Raw genomic sequence first — 18,593 nt, 5'->3', positions numbered from 1 at the left:
TCATTTACGTGTATTGGCTTGAACAGTTAAAGAAGCCAACCATTGGCTTACTTGCAAGGACAAGGCATCGGTAGCCTGCCCGAATGCTTCAACCACCTGTGGCACGGCCGTGCCGTCAACCTCTTGTTGAGCGACAAAGCGGCGAGTCTGAATCAACTGGCCCGAACGCTGATCGCGCACTAACGCATCGAACTGAATCCGTACTCGTGGAACGCCCTGAACATACTCCACCTGGAAGGCGCCCAGCGTACCGCCAAGCTCCACATCAGCAATGACGGACTCGCTATCGAGCACCACCGCCCGGAATTGAGCCGCATCACGCAAGGCATCCGCCAAACGGTTACGCAGCACAGCGGGTGCATCGTCCCCCCAACGTACGCCTTTATACGCGCTTAGCTCGTTGCCTTGAGGCAGCACCGTAATGCGCGAACTGGCCAGCAGGCGCTCGGCGTGGGGCCGGTTCACCTGAATAATCAGACTCTTATGCGAAGCAGGTGCTTGCTGGGCCGTCAAGGTAGTCGCTGGGAGCTGATAATACGTCAGGGATTCCGCCTGAGGCAGAACGGAGCAAGCGGTGGACAAGGCGGCCAGACCGACGAGCGATACCCGCAAGAGACGACGCACAACAGTAGGCATCATGGTGTGAACTCCTGTAATTTGTCACGACCCAAGAGGTAACCGGCTGGATTATCTTCCAAGCGGGAGGTGACGGCGCGGAAACCAGCCAGCACCTGGCGCAACTCACGCAAGGCCGGTTCGATCTCCGTCAGCCCCTGGGCACCCCGGCCAATGGCTGCCGAATTTTGCTCCAGCAGCGTGTACAAACTTTGCGTGGCGCGGCTGAAATCTTCCATGGATTGCTGGATGGCATTCATGGCCTGCGTACCCTGACGGTCTACCAGACCTTGTGTGGAAGACAGCAAGGTGGTGGCTTGCTGGCTGGCCTGGGACAACTCTTTCACCAAGGATGGCACGCCTTCGCTGGCGGTCGAGAGCTGGCCCATCAAGACTTCCAGTTTTTGCAGACTGGCCGACAGGGATTGGGAGTTCTCGGACGACAAAAAGGTGTTGGCGTTCTCCAGCAGCTTGGAAATTTGCGTCATCAGCTCCTCGCCACCGGCCATCAACTGAGCCAACGGGGAAGGCGAGGCCACAATCATGGGCAGGCCATCGTCGGAGGCTTCCAGCAAGGGGCTGTTCGGTGTGCCGCCGCTAAGCTCGATTACAGACTGGCCGGTAATACCAGCCAGTGCCAGGCGAGCCTGGGTATCTTCGTAAATAGGGATAGAAGCCTGAATCGCTACCTGCGCACGTACCCGCTGCAAGTCGTTCGGATCCAGACGCAGCAGGCGCACTTCCCCAACACGCAGGCCGTTGTACTGCACAGCACTGCCGCGAGACAGACCACGCACACCTTCCAGAAAGACAATATCGTAATCACGGGTCTCGGCATCTTGCCCCGACTTGGCCAGCCAAAGCGAGAACAGGACAGCAGCCGCAGCCACTACCAAGGTAAAGACCCCAATCAGTACATGATGGGCACGCGGTTCCATTAACTATGCTCCTGACGACGGTTTTGAGCCTGTTCGGCGGCCCGTCCCCGTGGACCGTGGAAATACTCCCGGATCCAGTCGTTATCAACTTGCTCTACACGGGCCAGTGTGTCATTGACCAGCACGCGCTTTTGCGCCAGCACGGCCACTCGGTCACAAATGGTGTAGAGCGTATCCAGATCGTGCGTCACCAGAAACACGGTCAATCCCAGCGCATCGCGCAAGGTCAAAATAAGCTGGTCAAAATCCCCCGCACCCACCGGGTCCAGCCCGGCAGTGGGCTCATCCAAAAACAGGATTTCCGGATCCAGCGCCAGCGCACGTGCCAAGGCAGCACGCTTGATCATGCCACCGGACAATTCCGCCGGGTACTTGGTAGCCGCATTAGCCGGCAAGCCCGCCAGGGACATCTTCATGGCAGCAATATGTTCAGCGGCACCACGAGACAGGCCAATATGCTCGATCAAGGGCATGGCAATATTCTCCACCACCGTCAGCGAGGAGAACAAGGCGCCTTGTTGGAACAGTACGCCCAAACGCCGCTCCAGCCGCGAACGATCTTCGGGCGACAGGGTGCCAATTTCCTGATCAAAAATACGGACGGTGCCACCAGTGGGTGGACGCAATCCCAAAATGGAGCGCAGCAGCACAGACTTGCCTGTGCCTGAGCCACCGACCACGCCCACGATCTCGCCGGGATACACATCCATATCCAGGTGCTCGTGCACGACGTGATCGCCAAAGCGATTGTCCAGATCACGTACTTGAATAATGGGACGAGCGGTGGCCTCTACCATCCCATCTCCATGAAGAACAACGCGGCCAGCGCATCAATCAAGATCACGATAAAGATGGACTGCACCACGGCTGAAGTCGTGTGCTCGCCCACAGACTGCGCACTGCCGGTCACCTTGAAGCCTTCCTGACAACCAATCACGGCAATCAAGAAAGCAAAGATCGGGGCTTTGGCCATACCCAGCACAAAGTGCCGCAAATCAATATCCTGATTGAAGATATTGATGAACATGGTGGGCGAAATATCCAGAATCAGGGCGCAGACCAGCCCGCCGCCAAAGATCCCGGCCACCATGCCCACAAAGGTCAAGATAGGCATGGCCAGCAGCATGGCCAATACGCGCGGAATGACCAGAATCAGCATGGGATTCAAACCCTGAGCGCGTAAGGCATCGATTTCTTCGTTCGCTTTCATGGAGCCAATCTGCGCGGTAAAGGCACTGGCGGTGCGGCCTGCCATCAAGATGGCCGTCAACAGCACCGCAAACTCACGCAAAAAGGAAAAGCCAACCAGATTCACGGTGTAGATCGTGGCGCCAAAGTCCGCCAGCACCGTCGCCCCTAGAAATGCGATCACCGCGCCCACCAGGAAGGTCAGCAAGGCCACAATCGGTACGGCATTAAAGGCGGTTTCTTCCAACTGCGCCACAATCGAGGTGACGCGCCACTGGCTGGGCCGCAGCATATTCAGGATCAGCGTTTCCAGCGTCAGGCCAATAAAACCCAACAGCTCACGCATATTGCGCGTGATATGGATCATGGACAGACCCACACGCTCGAGCAAATCCGTCATCCCCCAAGGCGCCGCAGCCACGTGCTCCTCATCCATGCGGCTCATGGCCTTGGCAACGGTTTGCAATAACTGATGGCGCTCTTTGGATAAACCTTGGGCACTATCCAGCGCCGCCTGCACACGCTCGGCACCCAGCCATTCACACAGGACTTGAGCACCTGTTGTGTCCAGGGACTTCAACTGGCTGAAATCCAAAGACCAACGCCCCTGCTTGTCACTGACCGAGCGCAAGCTGCTTTGCAACGCTTCATAGTGACGCAAGGACCAATCGCCTAGCAAGTGCAACTGGCCAGAGGAATCTGTACGAACATACAGAGGCAGGGACGTATTCATGCGCATAGTCTAATGGATTTGCTCTGGCAGCTTCCAGAGCACCGACTACTTTTTCATACTTTGTGGACAATTAAGCGGGCTGTAAGCAAGTCAAACAATCCGGCAACATTTCCGCTATATAAATACGTCCGTCCACGCCTGCAGACAAGCCATGCCCGTACACACCTTGCACCCGGCAACGCCCCACCAAGGTGCCCGAATCCGCGTCGAACAAAGACAGACTGGCCGTTTGATCGCTCACCAGTACCGAACCGTCAGTTTGCACAGCCACTGCCATGGGCTTGTACAGGGGACGCAACTCGCCCAGATAACGGCCTTGAATATCCAGGTGCTGGACACGGTTGTTTTCACGGTCGGCCACCCAGATCGAACCATCGGCAGCACACGCCAGCATATGAGGCGTGCTGAACTGCAAAGGGCCCGAGCCGGGTGCCCCCAATGCCGCCAGCCATTGACGTTGAGGGTCAAAGCGATGCACCACGGTATTGCCGTAGCCATCACTTACCCACAAACTACCATCGGAACATTCAAGCGCGTGTGTGGGATGGTTGAACGGTTCTTGCCAGCGTGGCTGTTCAGGCGTGCCTAAACGCCAGTGCTCATGGCCGTGGGAATCCAGTGCCAGCACCTGATGTCCGTCCAGATCCGTCACCAGTACCCCGCCTTGCGGACGGGCGCTGATATGGTGCGGGCACAGCATGTCATCCAAAGACCAGCGTGCTGACACCTGCCCATCCGCTGCCAGCACCAGGACACAGGCCGGGCGACGCAGCAAGGCAGCGATACGCCCGTCTGTCAGCACCGCCACACTGGTAATGCCGCTGATATCAGCCTGAGCCCAGGCACGCTCTACCTTGTAGCGTTGCGAAGCCAAGGTCACATAAGCAAGTGCCATCTTCCGCCTCCCTTACATGGCGTTGGGCATGAACAGGACAATTTGCGGGAATATCGTCACCAGGACGGTTGCCAGAACCAGCAGCAGAAAAAACGGGAGCGCCATGCGCACCAGCTCAAACAGATTGCGCCCGGTAATGCTCTGGATCACAAACAAGTTAAAGCCAATAGGCGGGGTAATCTGGGCCATTTCCACGGTCAGGATCAGATAAACGCCGAACCAGATAGGATCAATACCGGCGGCAATCACGGCAGGCAGCAAGACCGAAGTGGTCAGCACCACAATGGAAATACCGTCCAGAAATGCCCCCAGAATCACAAAGAACACGGTCAATACAGCAATCAAGGCGTATTGGCTCAGGCCCAAGGAACCGATCCAGGCCGCCAAATTGGCGGGCAGGCCGGTAAAGCTCATGGCGCTGGTCAAGTAAGCGGCACCGATCAGAATGAAGGAGATCATGCACGAGGTGCGCGCCGCCCCCAGCAAACTGGCAGTAAAGGTTTTCCAGCTCAGAGAGCGACCAAAAGCGGCAATCACCAAAGAGCCTATCACGCCCAGCACAGCCGCTTCGGTCGCGGTGGCAATCCCCCCATAAATCGACCCGATCACCGCAACAATCAGCAAAACGACCGGCAGCAGCAAACGCAAACGTCGTATTTTCTCGCCCAGGCTGAGTTGCTCGGTTGTCGAAGGCACACGATCCGGATGGCGGATGGACCAAAAAGCGATATAGGCCGAGAACAGACACATCAGCAAAAGGCCTGGCAGCACGCCCGCCACAAACAGCCGGATGATGGAAACCTGGGCCGCCACGGCATACACAATCATCACAATGGAAGGCGGGATCAACAGGCCCAAAGTACCGGCACCGGCCAGCGAGCCAATACTGATCCTGTCGTCATAGCCACGCGCCTTCAGTTCAGGCAAGGAAATACGGCCTATCGTGGCCGCCGTGGCCGCCGACGAACCGCTGACCGCCGCAAAAATACCGCAACCCAAGGTGTTGACGTGTAACAGACGACCCGGCAAACGCTGTACCCACGGCCCCAGGCCGCTGAACATGTCTTCGGCCAGGCGGGTGCGATACAGAATCTCCCCCATCCAGATAAACAGGGGCAAGGCGGTCAAGGCCCAACTGGCCGAGGAGTCCCACGCCTTGGTCGCGAAAATAATGCCTGCAGGCGCATCGGCATACAGAAAAATAGACAAGATACCACAAGCGATCAGCACCAGCGCCACCCACACGCCACTGGCCAGCAAGGCAAGCAGAACAACAAACAGCACAATTGCCTGAGATAAATCAGCCATGCTCAGTCGCCTCCAATTCTTGACCCTGAACCACACGCAGCAAGCGCCGCAACAACATCAAGGTCAGCAAGCCCAGACCAATGGGCATCCCCAATTGGGGAATCCACAGCGGCACTGCCACCATGCCCTGCGCCACTTCCTTGTAAACAAAGGATTCATAAACAAAGTGGGCCGTTTCCCAGGTACACCAGGCAGCCAGCACAATCCCGATCAGCGTCGCCACTAGCTCGTAGGGGCGTCGCAAACGCTCCGGAATCACCTGCAACAACAAGGACACACGGATATGGTCACCATGCAACATGGCGTAGGGCAGCGCCAGAAAAATCGACGCTGCCATAAACCAGCCTGCAAAGTCATCCGACGCGGGGATTTGCGTAGAAAACAGACGCGCCACAATCTGCGCCGTCACCACCACCCCGATCAAACATAGAAAGAGTGCGGCCAGTGCGCCGCATACTCTGGCCATACGCTCCAGCACAATCATGGACGCACTCCTTGTTTAGGGCTGGCGATAGGTATCAAGCAGCTTCTGGCCGTCAGCACCGGCTTTCTTCAACCACTCTTCGGTCATGGTCTTGCCGATAGCCTGCATCTCGCCAGCCAGCTTCTCACTTAACTGGCCTACCACCATGCCCTTGTCGGCCATGGTCTGGGTCAGTTTGGATGTTTGCTCGCGCGACATGGCCCAACCGCGTTGTTCGGCGCGTTCACCCGCTTGCATCACCGCTTTCTGAACATTCTCGGGCAGACGCTGGAAGGCACGCTTGTTAATGATCACAAAGCTTTGTGGAATGAACACCTGGGCATCGTAGTAGTACTTCACATAGTCCCAGGCCTGCGAGTCCACACCCGTGGCGGGCGAGGTCAGCATGGCATCAATAATGCCAGTGGAAAAAGCCTGGGGTACTTCGGGCGTTTGCACAGTGGTCGGCACGGCTCCCATCAAGGAAACCAAACGGCTGGTCGCCGGGCTATAAGCACGGAAACGCACTCCTTCCAGGTCAGACAGTTGTTCCACAGGGTTTTTGGTGTAAATCCCTTGGGGAGGCCAAGGCGAGCCATACACCAGAATGATGCCTTGCTTGTCCAGGCGCTCTGCCAGGAAGGGACGTGTGGCTTTCCAGAGCTTTTCCGACTCATCAAACGACGAAGCCAGCAAAGGCACGCTATCGACTTCAAACAGAGGGTCCTCATTGCCGATGGCGGCCACCAACATTTCGCCAGCCTGCACCACACCTTGCTGCACACCGCGCTTGACCTCGGGACGCTTGAGCAACACCGAGTTCGACTGCACGTTGATATTCAATTCGCCATTGGTCGCCGCTTTGATATCCGCGGCGAACTCGCGTGCATTTTGCGTCAGGAAATTGCTGTCGGGCTGCTCGGTACTCATGTTCCAGTTGGTCGCGGCCTGAGCAGTGCCTGCCAACGCAAAGACGCAGGCAATGGAAAGTAGTTTTTTAATCATGATGTCGCTTCTCCCAAGAATTGAGGTGATGACCGCCTTATGAGCGGTCCGCATTCAGATCCCGTGACTGCAGATCCCACAGCAAAGAAAACTCGGATACATCGTTTGTGGCCACTCCCACATCCTGCTGCAAACGAGCAGCCAGAGTACGAGCAGCGTCAAGAGTGGTCAGATCAGCCACCAGGTAAGGATCCAGGCTGCGCTGTTGCACATCCTCGGACGGTAAAGGGGTAGAGAGCTCCGGATCGGGTGTCAGCACGCGCAAGGCCAGTAGCCCATCGATCTGTTCCAGGTAGGCGGCGCTTTGACGCGCCAAGGCTTGCTGTTGAGCCGCCTCTGGCAGACGTACCAGCAACACAGCCGCGCCTGTGCCAGCACCACCCAGCAACGACACCGCCATCACGCGGCGCTGGGTATTGCTCATACGGGCAAAATTGGTATTCGACCAGTCCGTTTGCTGCTCAAAGGCTTTTTTATATTCCGCCGTCCCAAAAACATGCAAGGACTGCGTGCGATACAAGGCCAGATACTTGCGCCCGGCACCGTGGCGCACATAACGGCGCGACCATTGAAAACCCGGTATGGCCGCGCGTTCAGCCATGTGCTCGCGCTCATACCATTGATTGAAATCCTGCTCATGCTCAGGGGCGATATCCGTCCAGATAAACAGTTCCCCCGGTGCATCACGATCAGTGCGAAAAGTAGCAGACACGAAAGCCTCCCTGAAAAAGGTTATTGCACACTCTTTGTAGGAGTGTCCAACGGCTTCTAAGCAGAATCCAAATGTTTTATTTTCACCTATCTTGATAGGAAAAAACGATCAGACCAAGCGAATGGCGCAGCATCTAGATTATCAAGCAAGGCAACGATCAGTACACAGGCGCAGGCAAGGGGAAAACCCTCAAAGGCTAAATGGCAAAGACACGCGTGTCTGGCGGGGGTAACGCCAATCCGGGATGCCCGGCTGCAAAATGGTGCATGCGCTCCAGCGCCACACCAATCACTGCTTGAGCCGTCTGCGTCAACGGATCAGGCCGCCAGCTTGCCACCAATCGTAAATCCGGCAAGGCATGTTCACACACAATTTCCTGATACAAGCCACTGTCTAGCTGACGGCTGACCGCCGCCAGGGGCAGGGTGGCAATGCAGGGTTGCGCTTCGATCAACTGCGTGCTGGCCGCAATCGAAGAAACATAGTGAATCCGGGCCTGACCCACTGGCAAGGGTTCGAGCAATTGCACCAAGGCCAGATGCGGCTGGGAGCCACGCGGAAACGTTACCAAAGGCCAGCGTTGCACCAGCTCTTGCAAACCACTGCGTAGTGGCATGGACTCATCGGCCATGCACACCCAGCCCATACGCATGGAGCCCATTGGCAAGTTGCGAATGCCATCGCCCATGATAGGGTCGGTCTGCAAGGCCACATCAATGGTGCCGCGCTTGAGCAAATCGTGCAGGCGCAAGGTGGATTCGGCGGTCAGCTCTATTTCCAGCTCGGGGTAGAGGGCATGCAACTGGCGAATCAAATCCTTGAACCAGGTATGCACAATGGACTCGACCACGCCCAGGCGTATTCGGCCACTTAAACGGCTGGAGCCTGCCAGGGCCTCGCGCAAATCGTGCTCCATACCCAGCATCTGCTCGGCATACTGCATCAGCTTGCGTCCTGCCGGAGTCAGACGCAGGTCACGATGGCCGCGCTCAAACAGGGTTTTCTGAAACTCGCTTTCCAGGGCCGCAATCCGCCCTGAAACAGCCGCTTGCGTCAGATGCTGCTTGTTCGCAGCCGCACGAAAGCTGCCCAAGCGAGCAATCCAGATAAAGGTTTCTAGAAAGCGAATATTCATGCACCTGTCCTTGCGGGCTGAGTCGTGGCAGCCAGGTGATATTGACTGCGCTGTTCACCGGGAACAGAGACGATCAGGCCCACACCATCCCCCACAAAAACCTGCGTAGGCAAAGCATGGCAATGTGGCTGATCGGCAGTGATCCGTGCACGGCGCAGCAAGGACACATGCGGACGAAAAAGACGTGGTTGCCGGGCCCAACCCAAGGCAATCAGCTTGGCCCAAATCTCTTCGTGCCACTGCTGCAAAGCTATCAGCGCCTGGGTCTGGGTTTGGTCCGGCCCAGCCCACACGACCCGCGGTTTCTCAAACACATCACGCATTGTCAGGTTCATCCTGATCTGCGGCACCGTCCACTCCGCCATCTGTGTCGCCAAGCTCTGCAGATCAGACACGCGGCTGCCATCCAGAAATGCCAGTGTTAAGTGAAAGTGATCGGGCTGCATCATGCGCCCACCGTAAATCGCATGAGCCTGCAGCGCCTGTTCGGCCAGCCAAGCACGGGTTTGTACGTCCGGCCACCAACCGATAAAAGCGCGCAAAACGTGATCGGCATCAAGCGACTGCAGGTCCAGCGTAGGCAAGGGAATCGTCATCGGCAAACCCTCAAACAAGACAGATCGGGAAAAAGAGCGTTTAGCCTACGCCCTGCAAAGACGGTGCGCCAGATCATAAACAATATCCAGGGCCGGCAACTGCGTGCGGCCTGACAAACGTACCGTGTTCGCAAATGGCCACAAAGTGCCGCAGCTTGCGAAAGTCCATACTTGTCCCCTTGCTGACGCTTGAACCGGCTTATACACAGATCGCATCAACTTGATGATTTTTTGGCGTTTGAGCCGCGCATTGTACCTGCATAGAATGGCTTGACCTCTTGGATGACCCTATAAAAATACCGATGACATCCATGGCTGTTTCCCCGACACCGCTGAATACGCGCCAACACTTTTTAACAAGCACTCGACATAGCAAAACTGATGACAAACCCTTCATTTACAAAACCTGACGTTTTTCACTGTTTCAAAAACGCAAAACGATAGACGTCTAAAAACTCCATACCTAAGATAAACGGAGCGGTCCGAATCCCAGACCGACACACACAACACAGGAGTAGCACGATGGGTATTATCTCCATGATTATTGTGGGCTTTATCGTAGGTTTGCTGGCACGGGCCATCATGCCCGGTGATCAAAAAATGGGATGGATAATGACCACCATCCTGGGTATTGTCGGTGCCTTTGTGGCTGGCTATCTGGGGCAAGCCATGGGCTGGTACATGCCCGGTCAAGGCGCAGGCTGGATCGGCTCCATCGTGGGCGCCATCATCGTCCTGTTCGTCTACGGACTGGTCAGCAAGAAAGCGTAAAACGCCGCATCAAACTCAACACAGCAGCCTTGCAGCGAGAGTGACTGGAGACCCGAAACATCACCACACACGGCTGCAAGGCTGCTACACAGTCGTTTGCTATTTTGCATAAGACGCCAGCCACCGATGCCTGCCGCTATGGCGGCCCTGATGCACAGAAAAACAGATAAATGGATCATTAAGGCCAAACGCCTGAACACATAAAGCCTGACGCTCCCGGAGCCAGTCATGCCCTACACGATCACCTTAAGTCGTATATACGACGCCATCCATGAGCCGGCCGGCAAAACGGCCCGTGTACTCACAGACCGTCTTTGGCCACGCGGTCTGAGTAAGGACAAATTGGGCGACATCCAGTGGCTACACGAAGCCAGCCCCACAACTGAACTGCGCAAAAGCTTTCATAACGGCGATATCTCGCCCGAGCAATTCCAGCGTCGCTATCAAAAGCAGCTCGAGCACGACCCTGATTCCTTGCTCTGCTTGATGAAGCTGGCCCGCAAAGGCAACCTGCAATTGCTCACCGCCACCCACGACCCGCAAACCTCGTACCTGACGGTGCTCAAACAGGCTGTGATTCAGGCGTTGCTTGAAGAAGACCGCATACACGACGGCAATGAGCCCAGTTCGCCGGTTTGCTATGCGCACTTAATGAACAATGAAAAGTAATAAGCCGGGGTTTGCTATTCCTGTGGCTGCTCGACAGAGTTCGCATTCGGCGCGTTGCGCGCCCCCAGCAAACGTTGCGCCAAACTCTGCACACACGCCTCGCGCCGCGAATCCGGCGCATAATCCGCCCGTAAGGTAGACCAGGCCGGGTGAATCCGTGCCTGTGCCAACTCCTCCGGCAGGCCTTGCGCCCGCCAGACATTCAATTCCCGCTGCAAAGCCTGATCAAAATTCTCGGCATCAATCTCGCCCAGCCGAATCGGCGTCTGTGCGGCATGACCGCGCCGCTCCAACGCCGCCATCAAGCTTAACTGCCGCACGGCCAGCAAACGCAAGACGGCATCATCCACGCTAAGCTCGGTCTCGCCCCGCAGTTTGCCCATCAAACGCTGGCCCCACTTGTCCGCGCCTTGCCACAAACCACCGGCCAAAGCGCCCAGAACCGTCCCGGTTCCCAAGCTCAGACCACCCGTCATCACATCCAGCGTGGCCCCAGCCATGGCCCCCGCGGCCACGCCTTTGCCTAACTGCACACCAAACTCTTTCAAAGCCTGGGGATCAAACAAATCCATGCCCCAACGGCCTGCGTCAAAGTGCAGCAAATCCGCCACCACATCCTGACGACTAAAGCTGTAGCGCTTGAGCAAAGCCTGCACGCTCTTGGCCTCGCGCGCCAAGACCGGCTCCTTTAACTGCTGCGCGGCCAGTTCCATGGCCTCCTTGTCCGAGGGTGTACTGACCCGCCAGGCCGCCACATCCACCAGCAATTCTGCCAGCAGCCGCATCGCGTCTCGACGCCGCAATACCGCCTGCTGCGCCAAATCCACTTTCAACTGCTGCAACACACCAGCGTGCGTCTCCAGCAGCACCGCCAGCTTGTCGTACAACAAAACTTCGCCGTCCAAAGCCGGGGCCACTGTATCGAATTCCGCCAAGGCATGCAGCCCCAAACGGGCCAGGGCGCTGCGCCATTCCTGCACCCGCGCCTGCGGACTGCGTACGAAATTCAAGACCGGCAACAAAGGCCGCCCGCTATAGGCCAGCAAAGTCAGCTCGTCCTTATGCTTGCTCAAGACAGGATCGCGCGCATCCACCACATACAGGCCGGCATCACAGGATTGCAGCTTGCGCAGCACGCGTGCCTCTTGCTCGAAACGGCCCTGTGCCGCCGGGGATTCCAGAAAACGACGTATCCGCTCTGGACCATCAATACGTTCGCCGGGCTGACTTCGCTGATCCATAAAGTCCAGCAAGGCCATGCTGTCTTCCAAGCCTGGGGTGTCGAACAACTCCACCAAGGCCTCGCCGTCCACTGTCAGCCTGGCTCCTTCCACATGCCGCGTGGTGCCGGGACGATTGCTGACCTGGCCAAACTCCGTGTCCCGCGTCAGGGTCCGCAGCAAAGAGGTTTTGCCTGTATTGGTGTGCCCCACCACCGCCAACGTCAAGGCTGCAGTACTCATGCCGGCTCCGTTAAAGACAATTCAGGCCATTGATCGTGAATCTGCCCAGGCGCAAAGCCTGCCGCCACCAAACGCTCATGCCAGCTACGACGACGCGTTTGATCCGGATCGGCCAAGGCCTCATCCAGCAACACCACATCCGACTGCTGAGCCAATTGCGCCCACTCGACCAGCGTCGCCACCACCCCGCGATCCGGCGTCTGGGCGGCATCACAGACCATCAACAAATGACGAGGGCTGGCAGATTGCAAACGCCCCAGAATATCCAGACGTTCGGCGCGCGAGTCCACCCGGCCCAAATCCTGCATCTGCGCCTGCATGAAAGCAGGCGGCCAACTATGCTCTGGTGGCAACTCCAACCCCACCACACACAACGCATTGGCGGCCAAAGGGGTACTGGGCTGGGCTTGAATGCGAGCTACCCTGTCGGGCGAGGCCAATTCATCCACACCCGTCGGTTCACTAGCGGGCATCAAACGCGGACGCAGCTCTGCCAAGCCGGGCAAGCTGTCATCCAGACGTAGACGAGCCGTATGTTGACGCCATTGCCACAGGCTCCAGGCCAACGCCAGCACACGCGGCAGCAAACCGTAGGTCACCACCGCGCCCAACAACCAACTGGACCACAAGGCCTGAGCCTGGGCGTCCAGCACTTGCAGGCCATCGCTGCTACGTATGGTGAGGGTATCGGGCAGGGCAAAGCCCAACAAGGAAGGCAGGGCGCCCAGGCCTTCAACCAGCCAGACAAAGGTATCTGGCGTCAAAAGTGTGGTTTCCCAATTGAAGTGATAACGGCGTGAGGCCAGCAGTAGCAGCAGGGTACTCAGGGCCGACAAAAAGGCCAACACCCACAAGCTATGGCTGATCAGACCGGCCAGCCAGGATTGACTGCCCCGGCGCGCCAGCACGGCGGCAAACGCCTGGGGAACCAGACTGGCATCGCCTTTGACGAAGCGGCGACTTAGCCACCACCAGGCATCACTGGCCCAGCTCCCTGTGCCTGCACCTTTGCCCGACCAGGCCAGGCTGAACAGCCAGAAAATAAAAGTCAGCGCGTGCAGCCCCAGCAACGCCCCCAAGGCCGTCAATACATTCACGGCCCGACTGCCATCGCCCAGCGCACCCGCGGCTGTCCCAGCGCCAGCCAGCAAAGCCAGCACAGCCATGGCGACCAACAGGAGACGGGCAATTCCCCACCAGCGAGTCCAGGCTTGCTCCAACCCGTCGCGCCTTGCCAGCGCCAAGGCCCGTGCCGATACGCGTTGTGCAAATGAACCGCCCGCAGCCCGCGCACGGCGCGATTCAGACAGATCTTCAACAGGCCCCCACAGGGTTTCGCGCAAACGTATGGCTTCCACCAACGTTTGCTGCTGCCAGGAGCCGACGGATTCAGACGGTTTCATGGCACTGGTCACCCTTTAAAGGAGTACCGGTTCGTCAGGCAAGGCATTGCCCGCCGCACCCGAAGTGTGCACCGGGGCACCTTGTTGCAGGACAGCCTCGATGGCACCGACGGCCCCCAGCAAGCCAGACAAATACTCGCGCGAAGCCAGATCTTTTTCCAGTTGCCGGCAGATCTGTTCCCATTGCACCGGATCGGCCTGGATACCCCGGTCCGCAATGATATGGATACGACGCTGGCCCAAGGCCAGATACAGCAAGACGCCGGAGTTCAAGGGCGTATCCCAGACGCGCAAGCGGCCAAAAACCTCCAGGGCACGCTGGGCGCTGTCGGCTTCATGAGCGGGCAAAACCGCTTCAATTGCCACGACCAGTTCACCACTATGGTTTTCTTCTCCCTTGCGGATCTGCTCAGCCAGATGGCCCAGCATTTCGGCATTGAAATAGCGACGGCGCAACCATTGACCTTGTACCGACGCCCAGCCCGAGAGTTCTTTCCAATTCACACTCATGTCGCTCTCCTGTGGCCTTACCAACTGCCGGAAGCGCCACCGCCTCCGCTACCGCCACCACCACCGCCGCTGCCTCCGCCAAAACCGCCGAAGCCACCACCGCTGCTGCCATTTCCGCCAAAACCACCGGAGGAATAACCACCCAGGCCACCAATGACACCACCCCGGCGCGAGGCGCGCCCGGAGCTGGACTTGCCGCCTGCTCCAAAGAGTCGGCCAATCATGCTCAAGCCAGCACCGACAACAGCGGCCAGCAGAGCCAAGCCAATGCTGCCCGAGACCACCAGCGTGAACACGCCAGCGGCAAAAGCGGCAAACAAGGGAGAGGCAAAAAATACAATCGCGCCAACAGCCAGCAATGGCTCCCAGAACACGCCTTCCTCACCTGAAGAGGTAACAGGCGCATTCTTAGGGGGAGGGGGAAGCTCTTCGCCGTTGACCAAGCCCACCAGACTATCGGCAGCAGCCTGAATGCCAGCGTAGAAATTGCCTTCGATAAAACGAGGCGTCATCTGTTCGCGAATGATGCGGCCAGCCTGCAAGTCCGTCACCGCGCCTTCCAGGCCGTAGCCGGTCTGGATACGCATGCGGCGATCATCCTTGGCCACCAGCAGCAAGATGCCATCGTCCACTTTTTTGCGGCCAATTTCCCACTGATCGAAAACACGCAGGGCGTATTGCTCGATAGTTTCTTCGCCCGTGGTGGGCACCATCAAAATCACGACCTGCGCGCCCTTTTCCTGTTCCACGGCTTTGAGCTGCTGGTTCAGGGCTTCTTTTTGATCCGGGCTAAGCGTACCCGTGGTGTCCGTCACCCAACCCGCAATGGCGGGGATAGGCTCAGGTTTAGCCTGTGCTTGTGCCCAGGGCCAGCACAAGAACAGCAGTGCCACCAACCAGCCGCAAGCCCAGACCAGCCTGCCAGAACGTGCAGACCCAGGCCCAGCAGTCCGTGCAAGATCGTACACGTTCATGACGCTACCTCCAGAATGAATCAAGACCCAGCAGGAGCAGGAGTCGCAGGGATATCAAACTTGACCTCGGGGTCGCGCGTGATTTCGCTTTGACGATCCACACCGTAGTTTTCCTTGACCTTGTAGCCAAACAGCTTGGCGGTGATCAGGGTAGGGAACTGACGAATAAACAGGTTGTATTCCTGCACAGCCTGCACATAACGACCGCGCTCGGTGGCGATACGGTTTTCCGTGCCTTCCAACTGCGTCATCAAATCGCGGAACAGGCCATCGCTTTTCAGTTGCGGGTAGTTTTCCGACACGGCAATCAGGCGTGACAGTGCCGAGGACAACTGGTTCTGGGCTTGCTGGAAGCGTGCCATGACTTCAGGGTTATCCAGATCGTCCACTTTCATCTGAATCGTGCCGACCTTGGCCCGAGCCTCGGTAACTTGGGTGAGCACCGTGCGTTCATTCACCATATAGGCATTGACCGAGCTGACCAGCTTGGGCACCAGTTCGGCGCGACGTTCGTATTGATTCAGGGTTTGCGACCAAGCGGCCTTGACCTGCTCGTCCAGACGCTGGATCTCGTTATACCCACAACCGGAAAGCAAGACCGCCACACTGCTGATAAAGACCCACCGTATCCATGATGTCATGATTTTTTCCTGCAAAAATAAGCAGATAAACAACAAAAACGGGTTGCACCCCATTCGCTCGGGCACGTGCCAAACAAAGCCCGGCGCCCCATGCACGCCAAGCGTAAACCGCGTACCGCCGCATAACAAGTGCGTCTATGGCGACGTTTAACAATTTCTGTCAAATCGGGCTGGACAATCCGCCTGACCGTTTACGCTTGAAGCAGGTTGTTTTAACGCGACCACTCAAAATGATACAAGATGGTCAATGAGGATTTTTACTGATTTCACGCTATAATGGTCGATTGCGCAGCGCACCAATCACTGCGCCTCTTGCAGCAGGCGGCGTTCTTGCCCCTGCCGTGGCATTGTCGCCATAACAAAATACCTTAGCCTGGATTGGTAGGGCCCCAAAGAGGGCTTTTGGGCTAGTCACTGGAAAATTCTTGGACTCTCAAATCACTTTTGCCTCTCTTGAGCTGGCAGAACCTCTGTTGCGTGCCGTAACCGACGCAGGCTATACCCACCCCACTCCTATTCAGGCCCAGGCTATCCCCAAGGTCATTGAAGGTGGTGACCTGTTGGCTGCTGCTCAAACCGGCACCGGCAAGACCGCAGGCTTTACCCTGCCTATCTTGCACCGCCTGCTGAACAACCCTCAGCAAAACCGCAAACCAGGCCGCCCACGCGCGCTGATCCTGGCCCCTACCCGTGAACTGGCCGCCCAGGTTGAAGAATCGGTACGTTTGTACAGCCAGCACACCCGTCTGCGCTCGATGGTCATGTTTGGTGGCGTGAACATCAACCCCCAGTTCCATGCACTGCGTAAGCCTCTGGACATTCTGGTGGCCACGCCCGGCCGTTTGCTGGACCACGTACGTCAACGCACGGTAGATCTGACCGGCGTGGAAATCCTGGTACTGGACGAAGCCGACCGTATGCTGGACATGGGCTTTATCCGCGACATTCGCAAGATCATCAGCCTGATGCCGGTTGAACGTCAGACCCTGCTGTTCTCGGCGACCTTCTCGGACGAAATCCGTGATCTGGCCCGTGGTTCACTGAACAATCCGGACGAAGTGGCCGTTGCTGCCCGCAACACCACCAACGAACTGATTACCCAACAAGTAATCCTGGCAGACCAGGCACACAAACGGGACCTGCTGAGCCACATCATCCGCGAAAGCGGCTGGAACCAGGTTCTGGTGTTCTGCCGCACCAAGCACGGCGCCAACCGTTTGGCCGAGAAACTGTCCAAGGACGGTATGGCCGCCGAAGCCCTGCACGGCAACAAGAGCCAGGCGGCTCGTACTCGTGCGCTGGCCGGCTTCAAGAACGGCAAGGTCGTCGTGCTGGTTGCCACCGACATCGCCGCCCGCGGTCTGGACATTGATCAACTGCCTTACGTGGTCAACTTTGAACTGCCCAACGTGCCTGAAGACTACGTTCACCGCATTGGCCGTACTGGCCGTGCCGGTAGCGAAGGCGTGGCCCTGTCGCTGGTCGATCGCAGCGAAATGCGTTTGCTCAAGCAAATCGAGCGCATGACCCGCAATCCGATCGAGCGCATCGTGGTGGAAGGCTGGACGCCTCCTTCACGTGCGGCTCTGGCCGAAGAAGCCAAGGAAGACACCTACGCAGAGCGCCGTTTCAACAACGCTCCCGGCGCTCGTGCTCCTGGCGCCCGCCGCTCCAACGGGGGTGGCCAAGGCCGCTCGGCTGAAGGCCGTGGTGGCAATGGCGAAAGCCGTCCACGCCGTCCTGGCAACGACAACCGCCCACGTCGCAGTGCCGCTCCTGGCGGTGCAGGTGGTGGTGCTCGTACCGGTCAAGGTCGCCCCGGTGGCCGTCAGGACAGCCGCGGCCCGAACCGCAGCAACCGCAGCTCCGCCCAAGCCAAAGCCTAAACCCTGCAAAGGGGCTGTGCCTGCCCAAGGCGGGCACAGCGCCCGCCTTTGAACCGAGCACATCATGGCACTGAGCACCTGGCTTGCCTTTTTCGCGGCTTCCTGGGTTATTTCATTCTCACCTGGCCCAGGTGCGATTTCCTCCATGTCCTCCGGCCTGAAATACGGCTTCAGGCGTGGCTACTGGATGGCAATTGGTCTGAATATCGGAATCATGATTCAGATATTCATCATCAGCCTGGGGCTGGGACAGATTCTGGCGCGCTCGGAACTGGCGTTCACCACGCTCAAATGGCTGGGTGCAGCCTACCTGATTTATCTGGGCTGGAAGCAATTGCGCACCGACGCCATGCCGGTGCAGGTCACAGGCCAGGAACCCAGCGACTTTCGCATTCGCGATTTATTGATTCGTGGTTGCCTGATCAATATCACCAACCCAAAAGGTCTGGTATTTCTGCTGGCCATCATGCCCCAGTTTCTGGACTTGAATCGGCCCATGCCGCTGCAATACCTGCTGATCGCCATGACCCTGTGTTTTACGGATCTGGTGGCCATGGGTTGCTACACGTCGTTGGCCGCTCGCATGTTGCATTTGCTGCGTCAGGCCAGCCATGTACGGCTGCTGAACCGCGTATTCGGTTCGCTATTTATTCTGGCAGGGACGGTATTGGCCGGCGTGTCGCGTTAG

20 protein-coding genes are annotated in these 18,593 nt (G+C 57.7%); 4 read left to right on the top strand and 16 right to left on the bottom strand.

Annotation, left to right across the window (positions count from 1 at the left end):
- From ACDI13_RS11110 to thpR, 11 genes are all read right to left on the bottom strand, one after another.
- The gene (locus tag ACDI13_RS11110) at nucleotides 1–639 is read right to left on the bottom strand and encodes an ABC-type transport auxiliary lipoprotein family protein (RefSeq protein WP_316989462.1); all 639 of its coding nucleotides are present in this window, start codon (nucleotides 637–639) and stop codon (nucleotides 1–3) included.
- The gene (locus ACDI13_RS11105; RefSeq protein ID WP_316989461.1) at nucleotides 636–1,553 is read right to left on the bottom strand and encodes an MlaD family protein; all 918 of its coding nucleotides are present in this window, start codon (nucleotides 1,551–1,553) and stop codon (nucleotides 636–638) included. The genes ACDI13_RS11110 and ACDI13_RS11105 overlap by 4 nt, the downstream gene beginning before the upstream one ends.
- Nucleotides 1,553–2,350 (bottom strand): ATP-binding cassette domain-containing protein, encoded by a 798-nt coding sequence (locus tag ACDI13_RS11100; protein WP_316989460.1) that lies wholly within the window; start codon nucleotides 2,348–2,350, stop codon nucleotides 1,553–1,555. Before ACDI13_RS11100 ends, ACDI13_RS11105 begins: the two co-directional genes overlap by 1 nt.
- A complete protein-coding gene (locus tag ACDI13_RS11095; RefSeq protein ID WP_316989459.1) occupies nucleotides 2,344–3,480 on the bottom strand; it encodes an MlaE family lipid ABC transporter permease subunit in 1,137 nt (378 codons plus the stop codon). Before ACDI13_RS11095 ends, ACDI13_RS11100 begins: the two co-directional genes overlap by 7 nt.
- A 64-nt stretch (nucleotides 3,481–3,544) precedes the next feature.
- A complete protein-coding gene (locus tag ACDI13_RS11090; RefSeq protein WP_316989458.1) occupies nucleotides 3,545–4,369 on the bottom strand; it encodes a peptidylglycine monooxygenase in 825 nt (274 codons plus the stop codon).
- 12 nt (nucleotides 4,370–4,381) lie between these two features.
- The gene (locus tag ACDI13_RS11085) at nucleotides 4,382–5,677 is read right to left on the bottom strand and encodes a TRAP transporter large permease subunit (protein ID WP_316989457.1); all 1,296 of its coding nucleotides are present in this window, start codon (nucleotides 5,675–5,677) and stop codon (nucleotides 4,382–4,384) included.
- The gene (locus ACDI13_RS11080) at nucleotides 5,670–6,161 is read right to left on the bottom strand and encodes a TRAP transporter small permease (RefSeq protein WP_316989456.1); all 492 of its coding nucleotides are present in this window, start codon (nucleotides 6,159–6,161) and stop codon (nucleotides 5,670–5,672) included. The genes ACDI13_RS11085 and ACDI13_RS11080 overlap by 8 nt, the downstream gene beginning before the upstream one ends.
- Before the next feature lie 15 nt (nucleotides 6,162–6,176).
- Complete coding sequence (locus tag ACDI13_RS11075; RefSeq protein WP_316989455.1) at nucleotides 6,177–7,145, bottom strand: TRAP transporter substrate-binding protein; 969 nt, start codon at nucleotides 7,143–7,145, stop codon at nucleotides 6,177–6,179.
- A 37-nt stretch (nucleotides 7,146–7,182) separates the two neighbouring features.
- Nucleotides 7,183–7,857: a DUF4286 family protein gene (locus ACDI13_RS11070; protein WP_316989454.1), complete on the bottom strand. Its 675-nt coding sequence runs from the start codon at nucleotides 7,855–7,857 to the stop codon at nucleotides 7,183–7,185.
- 196 nt (nucleotides 7,858–8,053) lie between these two features.
- Entirely contained in the window at nucleotides 8,054–8,992 is a 939-nt protein-coding gene (locus tag ACDI13_RS11065) for a LysR family transcriptional regulator (protein ID WP_316989453.1), read from the bottom strand.
- On the bottom strand, nucleotides 8,989–9,588 hold the full coding sequence (gene thpR, locus ACDI13_RS11060; RefSeq protein WP_316989452.1) for an RNA 2',3'-cyclic phosphodiesterase: 600 nt from the start codon (nucleotides 9,586–9,588) through the stop codon (nucleotides 8,989–8,991). Before thpR ends, ACDI13_RS11065 begins: the two co-directional genes overlap by 4 nt.
- 522 nt (nucleotides 9,589–10,110) lie before the next feature.
- On the opposite strand from thpR, the gene ACDI13_RS11055 reads away from it, so the two are divergent.
- The gene (locus ACDI13_RS11055) at nucleotides 10,111–10,359 is read left to right on the top strand and encodes a GlsB/YeaQ/YmgE family stress response membrane protein (protein ID WP_316989451.1); all 249 of its coding nucleotides are present in this window, start codon (nucleotides 10,111–10,113) and stop codon (nucleotides 10,357–10,359) included.
- A gap of 228 nt (nucleotides 10,360–10,587) precedes the next feature.
- Nucleotides 10,588–11,028: a DUF488 family protein gene (locus ACDI13_RS11050; RefSeq protein ID WP_316989450.1), complete on the top strand. Its 441-nt coding sequence runs from the start codon at nucleotides 10,588–10,590 to the stop codon at nucleotides 11,026–11,028.
- Between the two features lie 14 nt (nucleotides 11,029–11,042).
- Here the strand turns inward: ACDI13_RS11050 and ACDI13_RS11045 are convergent, their stop codons facing one another.
- The 5 genes from ACDI13_RS11045 to ACDI13_RS11025 are packed head-to-tail and all read right to left on the bottom strand — an operon-like array spanning nucleotide 11,043 to nucleotide 16,019.
- On the bottom strand, nucleotides 11,043–12,491 hold the full coding sequence (locus ACDI13_RS11045; RefSeq protein ID WP_316989449.1) for a DUF3482 domain-containing protein: 1,449 nt from the start codon (nucleotides 12,489–12,491) through the stop codon (nucleotides 11,043–11,045).
- Nucleotides 12,488–13,894: a DUF2868 domain-containing protein gene (locus ACDI13_RS11040; RefSeq protein WP_316989448.1), complete on the bottom strand. Its 1,407-nt coding sequence runs from the start codon at nucleotides 13,892–13,894 to the stop codon at nucleotides 12,488–12,490. The genes ACDI13_RS11045 and ACDI13_RS11040 overlap by 4 nt, the downstream gene beginning before the upstream one ends.
- Before the next feature lie 15 nt (nucleotides 13,895–13,909).
- Entirely contained in the window at nucleotides 13,910–14,404 is a 495-nt protein-coding gene (locus tag ACDI13_RS11035) for a TPM domain-containing protein (protein ID WP_316989447.1), read from the bottom strand.
- Between the two features lie 17 nt (nucleotides 14,405–14,421).
- The gene (locus ACDI13_RS11030) at nucleotides 14,422–15,378 is read right to left on the bottom strand and encodes a YgcG family protein (RefSeq protein WP_316989446.1); all 957 of its coding nucleotides are present in this window, start codon (nucleotides 15,376–15,378) and stop codon (nucleotides 14,422–14,424) included.
- A gap of 20 nt (nucleotides 15,379–15,398) precedes the next feature.
- Nucleotides 15,399–16,019, bottom strand: a complete 621-nt coding sequence (locus ACDI13_RS11025; protein ID WP_316989445.1) for a LemA family protein — start codon at nucleotides 16,017–16,019, stop codon at nucleotides 15,399–15,401.
- A 425-nt stretch (nucleotides 16,020–16,444) separates the two neighbouring features.
- Between ACDI13_RS11025 and ACDI13_RS11020 the strand changes: the two genes are divergently transcribed.
- Together ACDI13_RS11020 and ACDI13_RS11015 are read left to right on the top strand one after the other, a co-directional pair.
- Entirely contained in the window at nucleotides 16,445–17,905 is a 1,461-nt protein-coding gene (locus tag ACDI13_RS11020; RefSeq protein WP_316989444.1) for a DEAD/DEAH box helicase, read from the top strand.
- Between the two features lie 64 nt (nucleotides 17,906–17,969).
- Nucleotides 17,970–18,593, top strand: coding sequence for a LysE family transporter (locus tag ACDI13_RS11015; protein ID WP_316989443.1), 624 nt, complete (start codon nucleotides 17,970–17,972; stop codon nucleotides 18,591–18,593).

This window comes from Alcaligenes faecalis, from assembly GCF_041521385.1.
Lineage (GTDB): Bacteria > Pseudomonadota > Gammaproteobacteria > Burkholderiales > Burkholderiaceae_B > Alcaligenes > Alcaligenes faecalis_E.
This window is presented reverse-complemented; position numbering and strand designations above follow the sequence as displayed.

Coding starts and splice junctions, on each gene's coding strand:
- ACDI13_RS11025 (WP_316989445.1), bottom strand. CDS start 16,019: ATGACATCATGGATACGGTGGGTCTTTATCAGCAGTGTGGCGGTCTTG.
- ACDI13_RS11015 (WP_316989443.1), top strand. CDS start 17,970: ATGGCACTGAGCACCTGGCTTGCCTTTTTCGCGGCTTCCTGGGTTATT.
- ACDI13_RS11045 (WP_316989449.1), bottom strand. CDS start 12,491: ATGAGTACTGCAGCCTTGACGTTGGCGGTGGTGGGGCACACCAATACA.
- ACDI13_RS11110 (WP_316989462.1), bottom strand. CDS start 639: ATGATGCCTACTGTTGTGCGTCGTCTCTTGCGGGTATCGCTCGTCGGT.
- ACDI13_RS11040 (WP_316989448.1), bottom strand. CDS start 13,894: ATGAAACCGTCTGAATCCGTCGGCTCCTGGCAGCAGCAAACGTTGGTG.
- ACDI13_RS11105 (WP_316989461.1), bottom strand. CDS start 1,553: ATGGAACCGCGTGCCCATCATGTACTGATTGGGGTCTTTACCTTGGTA.
- ACDI13_RS11080 (WP_316989456.1), bottom strand. CDS start 6,161: ATGATTGTGCTGGAGCGTATGGCCAGAGTATGCGGCGCACTGGCCGCA.
- ACDI13_RS11035 (WP_316989447.1), bottom strand. CDS start 14,404: ATGAGTGTGAATTGGAAAGAACTCTCGGGCTGGGCGTCGGTACAAGGT.
- ACDI13_RS11085 (WP_316989457.1), bottom strand. CDS start 5,677: ATGGCTGATTTATCTCAGGCAATTGTGCTGTTTGTTGTTCTGCTTGCC.
- ACDI13_RS11075 (WP_316989455.1), bottom strand. CDS start 7,145: ATGATTAAAAAACTACTTTCCATTGCCTGCGTCTTTGCGTTGGCAGGC.
- ACDI13_RS11050 (WP_316989450.1), top strand. CDS start 10,588: ATGCCCTACACGATCACCTTAAGTCGTATATACGACGCCATCCATGAG.
- ACDI13_RS11065 (WP_316989453.1), bottom strand. CDS start 8,992: ATGAATATTCGCTTTCTAGAAACCTTTATCTGGATTGCTCGCTTGGGC.
- ACDI13_RS11095 (WP_316989459.1), bottom strand. CDS start 3,480: ATGCGCATGAATACGTCCCTGCCTCTGTATGTTCGTACAGATTCCTCT.
- ACDI13_RS11055 (WP_316989451.1), top strand. CDS start 10,111: ATGGGTATTATCTCCATGATTATTGTGGGCTTTATCGTAGGTTTGCTG.
- ACDI13_RS11090 (WP_316989458.1), bottom strand. CDS start 4,369: ATGGCACTTGCTTATGTGACCTTGGCTTCGCAACGCTACAAGGTAGAG.
- ACDI13_RS11030 (WP_316989446.1), bottom strand. CDS start 15,378: ATGAACGTGTACGATCTTGCACGGACTGCTGGGCCTGGGTCTGCACGT.
- thpR (WP_316989452.1), bottom strand. CDS start 9,588: ATGACGATTCCCTTGCCTACGCTGGACCTGCAGTCGCTTGATGCCGAT.
- ACDI13_RS11100 (WP_316989460.1), bottom strand. CDS start 2,350: ATGGTAGAGGCCACCGCTCGTCCCATTATTCAAGTACGTGATCTGGAC.